Source organism: Herminiimonas sp., from assembly GCF_030645555.1.
Taxonomy (GTDB): Bacteria; Pseudomonadota; Gammaproteobacteria; order Burkholderiales; family Burkholderiaceae_D; genus Oxalicibacterium.
Genome location: NZ_JAUSME010000215.1, coordinates 1 through 13,708, shown reverse-complemented (window position 1 = coordinate 13,708; position 13,708 = coordinate 1). Strand labels below are relative to the sequence as shown.

The 13,708-nt window shown below is 54.4% G+C and carries 14 protein-coding genes; 8 read left to right on the top strand and 6 right to left on the bottom strand.

What is annotated here, in order from left to right:
* Positions 1-381 precede the first annotated feature (381 nt).
* A complete protein-coding gene (gene recA / locus Q7T06_RS08480) occupies positions 382-1,494 on the top strand; it encodes a recombinase RecA (RefSeq protein WP_304783412.1) in 1,113 nt (370 codons plus the stop codon).
* Between the two features lie 69 nt (positions 1,495-1,563).
* Entirely contained in the window at positions 1,564-2,019 is a 456-nt protein-coding gene (gene recX, locus Q7T06_RS08475) for a recombination regulator RecX (RefSeq protein ID WP_304783408.1), read from the top strand.
* 111 nt (positions 2,020-2,130) lie between these two features.
* On the opposite strand, the gene Q7T06_RS08470 is transcribed toward recX, so the two are convergent.
* Positions 2,131-3,063, bottom strand: coding sequence for a histone deacetylase family protein (locus Q7T06_RS08470; RefSeq protein ID WP_370652353.1), 933 nt, complete (start codon positions 3,061-3,063; stop codon positions 2,131-2,133).
* Positions 3,064-3,594: 531 nt separating this feature from the next.
* On the opposite strand from Q7T06_RS08470, the gene Q7T06_RS08465 reads away from it, so the two are divergent.
* The 3 genes from Q7T06_RS08465 (at position 3,595) to Q7T06_RS08455 (ending at position 6,955) form a co-directional block, all read left to right on the top strand.
* The gene (locus tag Q7T06_RS08465; protein ID WP_370652352.1) at positions 3,595-4,410 is read left to right on the top strand and encodes a Stp1/IreP family PP2C-type Ser/Thr phosphatase; all 816 of its coding nucleotides are present in this window, start codon (positions 3,595-3,597) and stop codon (positions 4,408-4,410) included.
* Positions 4,411-4,523: 113 nt separating this feature from the next.
* Positions 4,524-5,135 (top strand): pilin, encoded by a 612-nt coding sequence (locus Q7T06_RS08460; protein ID WP_304783401.1) that lies wholly within the window; start codon positions 4,524-4,526, stop codon positions 5,133-5,135.
* A 221-nt stretch (positions 5,136-5,356) separates the two neighbouring features.
* Complete coding sequence (locus Q7T06_RS08455; protein ID WP_304783398.1) at positions 5,357-6,955, top strand: PglL family O-oligosaccharyltransferase; 1,599 nt, start codon at positions 5,357-5,359, stop codon at positions 6,953-6,955.
* 136 nt (positions 6,956-7,091) lie between these two features.
* Here the strand turns inward: Q7T06_RS08455 and moaC are convergent, their stop codons facing one another.
* Positions 7,092-7,622, bottom strand: coding sequence for a cyclic pyranopterin monophosphate synthase MoaC (gene moaC / locus Q7T06_RS08450; RefSeq protein ID WP_304783395.1), 531 nt, complete (start codon positions 7,620-7,622; stop codon positions 7,092-7,094).
* 45 nt (positions 7,623-7,667) lie between these two features.
* Here moaC and Q7T06_RS08445 point away from each other — a divergent pair, with 45 nt between their 5' ends.
* Positions 7,668-9,242 (top strand): M48 family metalloprotease, encoded by a 1,575-nt coding sequence (locus tag Q7T06_RS08445; RefSeq protein WP_304783392.1) that lies wholly within the window; start codon positions 7,668-7,670, stop codon positions 9,240-9,242.
* A gap of 45 nt (positions 9,243-9,287) precedes the next feature.
* Here Q7T06_RS08445 and Q7T06_RS08440 read toward each other — a convergent pair whose 3' ends face one another.
* The 4 genes from Q7T06_RS08440 to Q7T06_RS08425 all read right to left on the bottom strand — a co-directional run bounded on the left by Q7T06_RS08440 (position 9,288) and on the right by Q7T06_RS08425 (position 11,641).
* Complete coding sequence (locus tag Q7T06_RS08440; RefSeq protein WP_304783388.1) at positions 9,288-9,887, bottom strand: DUF2946 family protein; 600 nt, start codon at positions 9,885-9,887, stop codon at positions 9,288-9,290.
* A 12-nt stretch (positions 9,888-9,899) separates the two neighbouring features.
* Positions 9,900-10,856, bottom strand: coding sequence for a YheT family hydrolase (locus tag Q7T06_RS08435; RefSeq protein ID WP_304783385.1), 957 nt, complete (start codon positions 10,854-10,856; stop codon positions 9,900-9,902).
* 145 nt (positions 10,857-11,001) lie between these two features.
* The gene (locus Q7T06_RS08430) at positions 11,002-11,433 is read right to left on the bottom strand and encodes a nuclear transport factor 2 family protein (RefSeq protein WP_304783382.1); all 432 of its coding nucleotides are present in this window, start codon (positions 11,431-11,433) and stop codon (positions 11,002-11,004) included.
* 7 nt (positions 11,434-11,440) lie between these two features.
* Positions 11,441-11,641, bottom strand: a complete 201-nt coding sequence (locus tag Q7T06_RS08425; protein ID WP_304783379.1) for a zinc-finger domain-containing protein — start codon at positions 11,639-11,641, stop codon at positions 11,441-11,443.
* A gap of 401 nt (positions 11,642-12,042) precedes the next feature.
* Here Q7T06_RS08425 and Q7T06_RS08420 point away from each other — a divergent pair, with 401 nt between their 5' ends.
* Both Q7T06_RS08420 and Q7T06_RS08415 read left to right on the top strand, forming a co-directional pair.
* Positions 12,043-13,236, top strand: coding sequence for a phosphoglycerate kinase (locus Q7T06_RS08420; protein ID WP_304783376.1), 1,194 nt, complete (start codon positions 12,043-12,045; stop codon positions 13,234-13,236).
* Positions 13,237-13,399: 163 nt separating this feature from the next.
* Positions 13,400-13,708 (top strand): class II fructose-bisphosphate aldolase (locus Q7T06_RS08415; RefSeq protein ID WP_304783373.1); only part of this gene is annotated, 309 nt, incomplete at its 3' end.

Sequence of the window (13,708 nt, the reverse complement as noted above, 5' to 3'; positions counted from 1 at the left end):
TTTGCTGCAACGCAGCTTCTGCCGACAGGCCCAGGCTTTTTGCCAGTTTGCGGCTGCTTGCAAGTTCTTTCTTGTGTGCAATTTCGAATAAATTTTCCGGGATGTTCATGCAGGAGTAAGGAGAGAGGCCATAAAGATAGTGCATCTTACGTGGATATTGCTTATGCCTGTCATTGCGCCCTGATGAGACGACAGCAAGGCAGGCATGGGTAGTTTAAGAGTGGCGTATGGCCGTCAAAAGGATTATCTTTTTAATAATTTTAGAGAAATAAGATAAAGGCGCTTGCATAAAGCACTGTTTTTTTATACAGTACGGTTTCTGGAAGCAAATGCTGCTTTCACCCGATTTTGTTTCAACACCCAACCGTCGAAAGAATCCTCATGGACGATAAAAAAACCGCACCGAGCTCGGACAAGAGTAAAGCACTCGCAGCCGCATTGGCGCAAATCGAAAAGCAATTCGGTAAAGGCTCGGTGATGCGCATGGAAGATGGCGCAGTCGTCGAAGAAGTGCAAGTTGTCTCCACCGGTTCTCTCGGCCTGGACATCGCGCTGGGCGTCGGCGGCTTGCCACGCGGCCGCGTCGTTGAAATCTACGGCCCGGAATCGTCGGGTAAAACCACGCTGACGCTGCAAACCATCGCTGAAATGCAGAAGCTGGGTGGCACTTGCGCCTTCATCGATGCAGAACATGCACTGGATGTGACGTATGCGCAAAAACTCGGTATCAACCTTTCCGACTTGCTGATTTCACAACCGGATACCGGTGAGCAAGCGCTGGAAATCTGCGATGCGCTGGTGCGTTCCGGTGCCGTCGACCTGATCGTCATCGACTCGGTCGCCGCGCTGACGCCGCGTGCCGAAATCGAAGGCGACATGGGCGATTCCCTGCCAGGCCTGCAGGCACGACTGATGTCGCAAGCCTTGCGCAAGCTGACCGGCAGCATCAACCGCACCAATACCCTGGTTATTTTCATCAACCAGATCCGCATGAAAATCGGCGTGATGTTCGGCAATCCGGAAACCACGACCGGCGGCAATGCGCTGAAGTTTTACGCTTCGGTCCGCCTCGATATCCGTCGTACCGGCTCGATCAAGTCCGGCGATGAAGTCATCGGTAATGAAACCAAGGTCAAGGTCGTCAAGAACAAGATCGCGCCACCAATCAAGGAAGCGCACTTCGATATCCTGTATGGCGAAGGCACATCCCGCGAAGGCGAAATTCTGGATCTGGGTTCGGATGCCAAGATCGTCGAAAAATCCGGTGCCTGGTATAGCTATAACGGCGAACGTATCGGCCAGGGCAAGGACAATGCACGTAACTATCTGAAAGAACGTCCGGAACTGGCGCGCGAAATCGAAAACAAGGTACGTGCTTCATTGGGCGTGCCTGAACTGGGCGCCATCAAGTCGGATGAACCAGCTGCGAAGAAGGCTACTGCGAAAGAAAGCAGGGAAGCCAAAGAAGCAAAAGAAATCAAAGAAGTCGAATAAGGTAGCGGCCTGGCCGATATCCTTCGATTGGATGTTTATTTTAACGGGCGCCCGCGCTGACGGACTCATATGGCAAAACTGCAAGTGAGTCTGAAAGCGCGGGCGCTTCGCTATTTATCGGCGCGCGAACACAGTCGTCAGGAACTGGCGCGCAAACTGGCGCGCTATGCGCAGGAGGGCGACGATGTCGAAGCCTTGCTCGATACGCTGGAAGCGGCGAAATTTCTTTCTGAAGCGCGTTTCTCCGAGTCGCTGGTTAACCGGCGGGCGGCGCGCTTCGGTAACAGCCGGATTTTGTCCGAACTGAAAAGCCACAATATAGATCCCGATACACTGACTGAAATCAAGGCCGGGCTGGCGCTGGATGAAAATGCGCGTGCACGCGAAGTCTGGCTGAGAAAATTCGGCACGGTGGCGAGCGATGCAAGCGGTCGTGCGAAGCAGATGCGCTTCCTGCTGCAGCGCGGCTTTTCGCATAGAGCGATACTGGCGGCGATGCGCGCCAAGGACGAGGATGAATACTGAGGCTGGTGTGGGCTGTCATTTCCGCAAATGGGAATGACCGACAAGGCGGGATAGCGCGGGATTGCACGCACATTGACTGTGCATGCAATCCCGGTTGTGCATGATGAGGGATCAGTGATCCATCAATGCCTTGACGTGGACTGCAGTGGCGGAGGCTAAACCTTCCAGGCTGTAACCACCTTCCAGTATCGAGACTATGCGTCCCTCGCAAGTGTCATCGGCAATTTTCATGATTTCACGCGTGATCCAGTCGAAATCCTCGTCCTGCAGATTCAAGCCTGCCAGCGGGTCCAGGTGATGGGCATCGAAGCCGGCTGAAATGATGATCAATTCCGGATTGAAGGCGCGTATCGCCGGCAGCATCCTGGCGACAATCTGTTCGCGGAACAGCGCCGAATCGCAGCCGCGTGGCAGCGGAACGTTGACGATGTTGTGCGCCACGCCGGTTTCGGCTTCCGACCCTGTGCCCGGATAAAAATGCGACTGATGGCTGGATGCATAAAACAGTTCTGGCCTATCGTAAAACGCCGCTTGCGTGCCATTGCCGTGATGGACATCGAAGTCGATGACGGCCACACGTTCGAGCTTGTGCACTTCATACGCGTAAGCCGCCGCGATTGCTGCCTGGTTGTATATGCAAAAACCCATCGCCTTGTTCGGCTCTGCGTGATGGCCGCATGGGCGGGTGGCGCAAAACACATTGTGCGCTTCCTTGCCCATCACCGCATCGACGCCGGCACAGGCTGCGCCTACGCAACGCATGACCGCTTCCAGCGAGCCCGGCGACATGACAGTATCGCCGCCGTCGAGAGGCATGTAGCCATGGTTCGGCGAGGCATCTTCTACGTCTTCGACAAATGCTTCGGTATGGATCAACAATACCTGTTCGCGCGTGCCCATAGGCGCTTCACGCCATTGCGCAGCATCGAATGCCGGCACGCGCAAGGCGCGCAATACGGCTTTCAGGCGTTCCGGAGATTCAGGATGGCTGGGGCCCGGTTTGTGTTCGAGGCAGGCTTCGTGCGTATAAATCAGTGTCGTCATAATTGTTATCGATGCAGGAGTGCTCCGGCATCAGCTCCATTTCTAAAAAAGCGGGTTGGAGGGGCGCAACGCGGGCGGCCCGGCAAGTGTGTCGCCTGCATTATAAATGTCGAAGGCTGCCGTTGGCGATTGCATGTGTCGGCATATTCATCAACGCATGCAGATCATGATGAAGGCTCCGGCATCAGCGATGGTTTTGCAGCGGAATTCCGACATTTTTCATTCAATTAAACTGAAAACCTATCGAATGAAAAATGAGTATCCGTAATTAAAATCAGAGCAATTTATTCAAAATAAAGGCAAATTAATGTGGAAAATGGGCCCGGATGCAGCCAAATCAGCGTTAATCGATGGAAACGGGCAGTTTCTGTATTGAATAGCAGATATCATCTTGTTACACATATGGAATATTGTTGGCCTTGCCCAGAGAAAGCCGGGAGTGGTCGCCGCACTTCATAACCAAAGAGAATTCGTGTTTTCAACACCGCTCGACATCGTCGTTAACCCATTACCTCTATGACGCATTCCGTCATGCTTCAGTTCGCCGTCAAAACCCATACGGGATTGGTACGTGCGCACAATGAAGATGCCGTCGAGGTCAATGCAGATTATAAAATCGCGGTTCTGGCCGATGGCATGGGCGGTTACAACGCGGGTGAGGTGGCAAGCGGCATAGCCACCTCGGTATTTACGGCGACGCTGGAGCTGCACCTGCAGCAGCTGAAAAAAAAGCGTGGCCCTCAAGGCAGCAAATCCTTGCAGCGCCTAATGGTCGATGCCGTCATCCAGGCCAATACATACATACTTGAAGCTGCCCGCGTACAGCCGCAATTCAGCGGCATGGGCACGACCCTGGTTGCTGCGCTATTCCATCACGACAGGGTCGTGCTGGCGCATATCGGCGATTCGCGCGCCTATCGCTTTCGCCAGGGCGGCTTGCTGCAGCTCACGCGCGATCATTCCCAGTTGCAGGAACAGATAGATGCCGGTCTGGTCAGCCCGGAATGGGCACGTTTTGCACCGAACAAGAACTTGATCACGCGGGCGCTAGGCGTCACAACGCAAATCGATGTGGAAATAAACGATTACCCTAGCGAAAACGGCGACATCTATCTGCTGTGTTCCGATGGCTTGTCCGACATGCTGTCGAGCGAACAAATGCTGGGCATACTCAAGAATAACGCTGCGGATCTTGACCGGTTATCCGATAGCTTGATAGAGGCTGCCAACAACAATGGCGGACGCGACAATATTTCAGTCATCCTGGCAAAGATAGAATCGGGCAAGCCAGCACCAGCGGGTTTTTGGGATAGGTGCGGAACTTGGATGCGATCGCTGTTGCATTGATACTGGTGGCGTGGCTGGTCCATAGATGATGTTTTTGTAATGAATTTTGCCGCCTAGCTCGTTGGCAAGTCTTCATCTCACGGCGCAGGAAGAGCGCAAAATTTCCGCTTGAGGTGACAAAATATGGTCATGACCAACCAAAAATTGTTACTTTTCATGCGCCTGTTCTGGAAAATACAGCCAATTCAGCCTGTTTTCAGCTGGCACACCGATTGCTCAGTGATAACCGTGGCAGAAAGCTGCCCTATATTCCCAAACAGGAGAAACAAATGAAATCGATGAAAATGATTAAAAAAGCACAAGCTGGCTTTACGCTGATCGAATTGATGATCGTGGTTGCAATTATCGGTATTTTGGCTGCAGTGGCTTTGCCTGCGTATCAGGATTACACCGTGAAGGCTAAAGTGCAGGAGGCTGTGAGTCTGTCTTCGCCTGCACTGACTGCTATAGGCCTGGCATGTAGCGAACAAAGCTTGGTCGCCAATGCTGATTTGAATACATCACTGGGTTTGCCTGCTGCGACCGCGATTTCAGGAAATTACACAACTTCTGTACAGGCCGTGGGTGTCGATGCAGGTACGGGTAGGGTAGACATAACCATGAAGGCCATCGGTAATGCAGTAACCGCTGGCCAAACAATTGTTTATACCGGTACTTGCGGTGCGGCTGGACTGAAGTGGTCTGTCGGCGGTACTATTCCTGCCAAATATCTGCCTAAAACATAAGAACCAATAGAATAGATATCTGGTACTGGCCTGATAGTTTTATTGGGTCAGATATAGGATTCTAAAAAGGCACCCTGAATGGGTGCCTTTTTTTATAATGAAATGAGGGGGCGGGAGAGGTTATGAGCCATGCTAGACCTGTAATGTCGCCTTTTTGGTTAATCCTTTGGACTTGCACCCTTGCTCCCGGGTGGTTGCTGCCGAATCATTTCCGACCCTGGTTGACTTTTCATACCGATGCCTGGGTTGCCCTGACCTTGTTATTGGCATTGCTGGCGGTTCTCATACGTGTCCGCGGTCCACTCGCTTTGCATGGGATAACGATACTGGTCGCTTTTCTGGTTTGGGTACCCTGGCTGCAGCATCTATTCGGCTTGGTGCCTTTGATCGGCAATGCATGGATATCGTCAGCTTATCTATTCGGCCTTTTTCTCGCCTTATTGACGGGCGCGCAATGGGAAAAGGCTACCCCGGGTCAATTTACGGACGGCCTCTTTTTGGCAATCGGTATTGCTTCCTTGTTGTCTGTCGGTTTGCAATTGCAACAGTGGTTGCAACTGGAAGGCCTGGAGCTATGGTCCATGGGCGGCGGTCCTGTACGACCGCACGCCAACTTGGGGCAGCCCAATCAACTGGCTACTTTTTTGCTGTGGGGTTTGCTGGCTGCTGCCTGGGCTCTGGTTCGCAGGCGCATTAGCCTCTGGCCGGCTCTGTTAATGGCAGGTTTTCTTTTGTTCGGCATAGCCATGACCGGATCGCGCACGGCGTGGATAGGCGTTGCATTGCTGGTGGCGGCTTCCTGGTGGTGGCGCAAGTTGTGGGGAAATTCACGCGCGCCATGGGTGGTGACAGGATTGGGAATCTATTTTATCGCCTGTGTTGTCGTTACGGGCTGGTTACGCCATAACTACCAAGGAGCTATGGAGGTCGATGACGTTTTCCGTATGAGTACCGAAATACGCCCACTGGCCTGGAGAATGTTTATTGATGCCGTAGGGCAGCGTCCATTTTTCGGCTACGGCTGGAATCAAGTCGTGCTGGCGCAGGTAGCCGTCGCAGTGGATCATCCCCCTGTTCCAGGTGTATTTTCCTATGCTCACAATATATTGCTGGATCTGATTGTATGGTGCGGTATTCCCTTGGGTTTGTTTGTATTTTGTTTCGTACTCTGGTGGTTATGGAAGCAGTTGCGTGCGATTCGTCATGCAGAAAATGCTGTGCTTTTATTGTTCTTGTTGGTGGTATTCAACCATGCAATGCTTGAACTACCTTTGTACTTTGCCTATTTTCTACTGCCGGTCGGGATGGTGATGGGAGTACTGAATGCGCGCCTAGATGAGCAACCTGCCCTGTCGATGGGACGGGGAATTTTTGCTCTTCTATTCGCCGCAGGGGTGACATTGATGGCACTCATTATTCGCGACTATTCCCGAATTGAGCCTAGTTACCAGATACTGCGCATGGAATGGAGTCGCATCAAAATTACGATACCAGTGGGACCGCCGGATGTGGTGTTGCTGACTCAGTGGCATGACTATATTAAGTATGCGCGTTTTGAACCCAGGGCGGGATTGAGTGCTGATGAACTGGACTGGATGCGTAATGTTGCCGGGCTGTTTCCCGGCACCATTTTTTTCCACAAACTTGCGACCGCTTTGGCCCTGAACCAGCGCCCGGAAGAGGCGAGCTTGTGGTTGCAAAGAATGTGCAAAATTGTACCTGATGGCGACTGCCTTGCTGCAAAAGATATCTGGGCCAGGCAAGCTCTCAAAAATCCGGAAATAGCGGCGATTCCCTGGCCAGTGAAAGGCGGAAAATAGGATGTGCGTGATGTTGCATCTATTTATTTCTTTTTAAGGGTCTGACCGATCATCATGCGTAATGAAAACACCCCATCAATGGGGTGTTTTTTTGTGGGCAAAACGTATTGTATTTATTGTCGACGGATGGGCTGGCTCAGACCGTACAATTATTCGGTGCCATCCAATCCCCCGACTTCCCGCCATGTTTTTCCAGCACCTTGATTTCGCTCATCACCATCCCCCTGTCCACCGCCTTGCACATATCGTAAATAGTCAGCAATCCGATTTGCACGGCGGTCAGCGCTTCCATCTCCACGCCGGTTTTTCCAAAGGTCTCAACCTGTGCCGTGCAGCTGATGCTGGATAGTGCTGCATCGACCGCAAAGTCAACTGTCACGCGCGTCAGTGCCAGCGGATGGCACAAGGGGATTAGATCGCTGGTGCGCTTTGCGCCCATGATGGCGGCGATGCGGGCTATGCCCAATACATCGCCTTTTTTTGCTGTGCCGGATGTGATGATAGCCAGCGTTTCCGGCTTCATGCGGATGACGCCGCCGGCAACTGCGATGCGGTGGGTTTCATTCTTGCTGCCTACATCGACCATATGCGCCTGGCCGGTGGCATCGAAATGGGTCAGGCCTTCGTTGGTGGTCGAGCTTGGGTCGTTATTTTTTTGTGTAGTCATGGTGGCGGAAGAGCGTCTGCGGCTGGGGGAAGTGGAACGATTGCAATGAGCAGGTATCATAGCATTGTGAAACTGAAATCCATTCTTCCTGCTGTTATTTCTCGGCCTCGATGCTCCTTGCGATCTGCGGCGCTGGCGGCCTTGTTGCTCGCTTGTACCTTGCCGCCTGCGATCGCGCCTTCTTCAGCAATAGCGCAGTCCCTGCCCAGTCTCGGTGATACCGAGCGCGAGGAATTGTCGCCCCTGATGGAGCGCAAGCTGGGTGAACAAATCATGCGCGATATCCGGCGCAATCGCGATTATCTGGACGACGCACCCTTGCAGGAATACCTGAACGGGCTGGGGACCAGCCTGCTTGCGGTGCGGCCGGAGGCCCGTGGCGAGACGCAGTACGATTTTTTCTTCTTCGCCGTGCGCGATCCTATGTTGAATGCGTTTGCCTTGCCGGGCGGCTTCATCGGCGTGCATTCCGCGCTGGTGCTGGCAGCGCAGAATGAATCCGAACTTGCTTCGGTGATGGCGCATGAAATCGGCCATGTCGCGCAGCGTCATATTGCACGCATGCTGGGCAAGCAAAAGCAGGATGCGCTGATCCCGCTGGCGGCGATGGTGCTCGGTGCGCTGACGGCAACGGCAAGCCCGGATGCAGGCATCGCAATGATGATGGGTGGGCAGGGTCTGGCCTTGCAGAGACAGCTTAATTTCAGCCGCGTTGCCGAGCGTGAAGCAGATCGCGTCGGCCTGGACATCATGCGCGAAGCCGGTTTTGAAACATCGGGCATGGTCAATTTCTTTGGACGCCTGCAACAGGTCAGTCGCAACTACAGCGATAACACGCCGCCTTATCTGCGCTCGCATCCGATGACTACGGAACGGATTGCTGATATACAGGCGCGCATCCGCGATCAGCGTTACCGGCAGCATGCAGACAGCCTGGATTTTCCCTTGATACAGGCGCGGGTAAAAATCCTGCAAGACCCGTCGCAGCAGGGAATGCTGGATGCAGCAGCAGGCTTTGAGCGACAGCTGCAATTGAAAACGCGTACCGCTATCATCGCAGGCAAGTATGGCCTGGCCTTCATTGCGCTCAAGCAGGGCGATACTAAAAAAGCGCAAGGCATGCTCAATGATGCGCGTGCAGCCTTGAAGAATGGTGCGCCTGCTGCAAAGAATATCGTGCTGAGCAGTTTGGCTATAGACATCAAGCTGGCTGCGCATCAATTCAGGGAAGCCGTGGAGGAAGCGGATGTGGCGCGCAACCAGTTTCCCTTGTCGCGCGGCATCGCGCATCAATATGCCGATGCACTCTTCGCTGCAGGGCGTTATGCCGATGCGGTGACATTTTTGCGCGATCAGGCGCAACTGTATCGCACCGAGCCGCAACTCTACGATCGCCTGGCGAAGACGTATGCAGCATTGAATCAGCAGGCGCAGCAGCATCTGGCGCTGGCTGAATCGTATGCCCTGAATGGCAGCTTGCCGGCGGCGCTGGATCAACTGGCGATTGCGCGCCGTGCGCCGGATGCATCGTTTTATGATCAGTCGATCATCGATGCGCGTGAGCGTGAGATGAAGGCGCAGCGGCTGGAAGAAATTCGCCAGGAAAAAGAAGGGTACTGAAGGAAGGGTGCTGCAACTTCAGGAGTGGCCGATATCTGATGCAAATCAGATCGATGGGCGTGGCACACGAATGAAGTTGAATTGTTCGCTGAGCAGCGCTTTCTCGATGTAGTTGACAGGTACTTTCCTGTCGCCGTATTGCAGCGACAATGCGCCTTCAACGCCACCTTGTTCCAGCCAGACTAACAATCGTTCGTCAGCTACCGCCGCATCATCCAGATGCAGAGCCGGCAGGCATTGCGCCAGGTCTCTGTCATCGAGCAAGGCGACTTTATCCTCACCTTGCAAAAACAATCTGCCTTGCTCGCTGAGCCAGGCCCCCTCAATCCCGGCTAAATGCGCACCTGTTTGCAGAACGAATCCATGATCAGGTTCGGTGTGTGCAATCCAGGGCGCTACTTCCAGATCGACGTAGACGCGTTGCGGGCCGTTCTGGAAATACCAGCGGCCTTGCCCGTCATCTGTGTAATTGCGGTTGATGAAGCCAATCAAGGCGGGATGGGTGATTTTGTCGCCGGGCAGATTGTACATTTGCGCATGTTCATCACGCATGCGCCAGTTGCCGCGCGCGTCCAGCGCCAGCCAGCCGTAACAGTGCGGCACGTTCGGCCATTTCGCCAGCGCTTGCCCGACTATCTGATCCATCTCAGATACTCTTTAATCTTGAGCAGCTTCAAGGAAGCTGACCATGCGTTGCGGCAGCCAGTCCAGGTTGCCCGGTATCGGACCGACTGTGAATCCGACATGCCCGCCGCGATCAGGCTGTTCCAGCGTGATCGCTGGGCTTGCCGTCGCGGGTAAATATTCTTGTGGCAGAAAAGGATCGTTACGTGCATTCAAAACCAGCGTCGGCACGGTGATATCGTTGAGCACGTATTTTGCGCTGGCACGACGCCAGTAATCGTCGGTATTCAGATAGCCGTGCAAAGGCGCGGTGACGACATTGTCGAAAGCGTACAGGTCGCGCGCATTCATCATCGTGTCGCGGTCGAACAGGCCGGGAAACTGCTCGAGCTTGCCCAGGCATTTCGGCTTCAGCGTTTGCAGAAAGATGCGCGTGTACAGCATGTTCAAGCCGCGTGCCAGTGCGGCACCGCCGCCAGCCAGATCCAGCGGAGCGGAAATCGCGCAGGCGGCATCGACTATCCGCGCCTGCTGTTGCGATTCGCCCAGCCATCGCAATAGCGCATTGCCGCCTAGCGACACGCCGCTTGCATAGAATTTCCCGGCGCCGCGCCCGCGTGCATACGGTGCCAGCCGGCGCAATATCCAGTCCAGTTCGGTGGCATCGCCCGAATGATAGAAGCGCGGTGCATGATTCAATTCACCGGAACAGCCGCGGAAATGCACGACTGCACCTGACCAGCCGAGCGCGGCAATGTGCGCCATCAGCGCGCGCGCGTAATGGCTGCTGGACGAACCTTCCAGGCCATGGAACATGACGATGAATGGTAATCCGGCCCGGCCGTCGACAAAATCCAGATCGATGAAATCAGCATCGGGCGTGTCCCATCGTTCGCGTCGGTAAGTGACGGGTGGTTTTGCTATGAATTTTGCCGGATAGATGGTTTGCAGATGGCCGCCGGGCAGCCAGCATGGAGCAGGGTAGATCATCGATGCGATAGTCCTGTGAGAGCCGAGCCAGGGAGTCGTGCAAGTGCAAGCTTGCCTGTGTCGCCGGATAAAGAGGCACGCTTATTTTTTATGAATAGTGCCAAAATTATTTTTGTTATGCGGCTGATTGCACGGAAAGCAAGGATCAGTGCAGCACATTGCTGGCAACCAGTTCTGTCTTGGCCTGGCCGGGTGCAGTCGATGCATGATGCAGGGCGATGCGCCAGCCGAGCGGCGTTTTCACATAGACATTGGTTGCGAGTATATGCACGTCGCGTTGCGTACCGGAGGTCGTGTACACCGCTTCGACCAGGTTGTGCACGGCGCTCATCATGTTTTGCAGCAGGTGCAATTGCAGCGGGCGTATGTGCACGCCGCCACGGGTGAAAATTTCTTCCCATGATGCGCGTATGGCTGCATAGCCGATCAGCCGCGTGCCATCCGGGTGTATGCAGACAATTTCTTCATCATCTGCCCATATGGCCATCAATGCATCCAGATCGGCACGGCTGATCGCATCGTAAAACGCGATTTCGATATCGTCTGCAGTACCGAACTGTTTGCTGGCTTTGGGCATGATGGCCTTAGTGAGCGTGTACGACAGCGCCGGGTTTGAGGCGATAGATGGTGCCGCAGTAAGGGCATTTCGCTTCGCCGCCGTGCGACAGTTCGAGGAATACGCGTGGATGTGAGCTCCAGGCCGGCATCGCAGGGTTGGGGCAGTAGGCTGGCAAATCCTTGCCGTCGAGTTCGATTGCGGACGCGTTGTGCGATGCTGCTGTCATTTCATTCTCCGAATTGCTGTATTTGAATTGGTTGCTGCGTGCTGCAGATTTTAAAGTGTAGCGGGCCTGTCGCATAGCAAATAATCAGCGCTGGCCGGCAGGTGATCGGCAGCGACATCTGGGCCACAGTAATGTTGTGCGATGTTGATTTTAACGGATACGACTATGCAAATAGAAAAAACCATATCCAGCGTGCGCGATTGCATGATGCCGTTTTAGCCGTTTTTCACCCGGTTTTCTCAAGCCTGCACTTTGCCGCATCAGCGCAATTCTATAGTCAAATTGATAATTTCCTGTCTTTTCGCTTTTTTCAGGATAGAACATAGGCATGCAAGCAGGGTTGTTGCGCCATCCGGTGCGGTAAAATAGCGCTCTTTTGTCAAATCCAATACCAATTACCCATGCAATTCAAAAGATTGAGCGATTTGATCGCGCGTAATGAACTCAAGGGCAAGCGCGTATTTATCCGTGCCGATCTTAATGTGCCGCAAGACAGCAGCGGCAATATCACTGAAGACACGCGCATCCGCGCTTCGGTGCCGGCTATACAGGAAGCGTTGCAGGCAGGCGCGGCCGTGATGGTCGCATCGCATCTGGGCCGTCCGGTAGAGGGTGAATTCAATCCCGTCTACTCGCTGGCGCCGATTGCACAGCACTTGAGCGAGTTGCTGGGACAGACCGTCGAATTGAAGCAGGACTGGATTGATGGCGTGGATGTGGCGCCGGGCCAGATCGTGTTGCTGGAGAATTGCCGCTTCAACAAGGGCGAGAAAAAGAACGATGATGCGCTTGCCAGGAAACTAGCCGCACTCTGTGATGTCTATGTCAACGATGCCTTCGGCGCGGCGCACCGTTCCGAAGCGACTACGCAGGGCATGGCAAAATATGCGCCTGTGGCCTGCGCCGGGCCTTTGCTGGCTGCCGAGCTCGATGCCTTGGGCAAGGCTTTGCACCAGCCTGCCAGTCCGCTGGTGGCAATTGTCGCCGGCTCCAAGGTGTCGACCAAGTTGACCATATTGAAAACGCTGGCTGCCAAGGTTGACCAGCTGATCGTTGGCGGGGGCATAGCCAATACCTTCATGCTGGCCGCCGGTTTGAAAATCGGCAAATCGCTGGCAGAAGCGGACCTGGTTGGCGACGCCAAAGCCATCATCGACATGATGGCCCAACGTGGCGCATCGGTACCTATTCCGGTCGATGTCGTGTGTGCGAAAGAATTTTCGCCGACAGCTGTTGCGACCGTCAAGGATGCGGCGGACGTGGCCGATGACGACATGATATTGGACATAGGTCCGAAGACAGCCGAGATGCTGGCAAGGCAGATAGCGCAAGCCGGCACTATCGTCTGGAACGGCCCGGTAGGCGTATTCGAGTTCGACCAGTTCGGCAACGGCACCAAAACACTGGCGCTGGCAATTGCAGAGTCCAGCGGATTTTCAGTCGCCGGCGGCGGCGATACACTGGCAGCGATTGCCAAGTACGACATTACGGACAGGATAGATTACATCTCGACCGGTGGCGGCGCCTTCCTCGAATTCCTCGAAGGGAAAGCCTTGCCGGCTGTCGAGATACTGGAGCAGCGCACCAGCAACTGATGTGCAGGGCGGCAGCCCATCGTATGAAAAATGCAGTGCGGATGTTTTGAAAACCAATTTGTTGTGAAGACGAGGATGGCGGGATCGATGCTGAACAGGCGCGTCGTTGTCGCAACAACCGTCCGTTCGGCAAACCTTAATTTACTGTTTTTGGAGAATTACCATGCCTCTCGTATCCATGCGTCAATTGCTCGACCACGCGGCCGAAAACGGCTACGGCCTGCCTGCGTTCAACGTCAACAATCTGGAACAGGTGACTGCCATCATGGAAGCGGCCGATGAAGTCGGTGCGCCGGTGATCATGCAGGCTTCGGCCGGTGCGCGCAAATATGCGGGCGAACCGTTTCTGCGCCACTTGATACAGGCAGCGGTCGAAGCGTATCCGCACATCCCTGTCGTCATGCATCAGGATCACGGCCAGACGCCTGCCATCTGCATGGCGGCAATACGCTCGGGCTTTACATCGGTGATG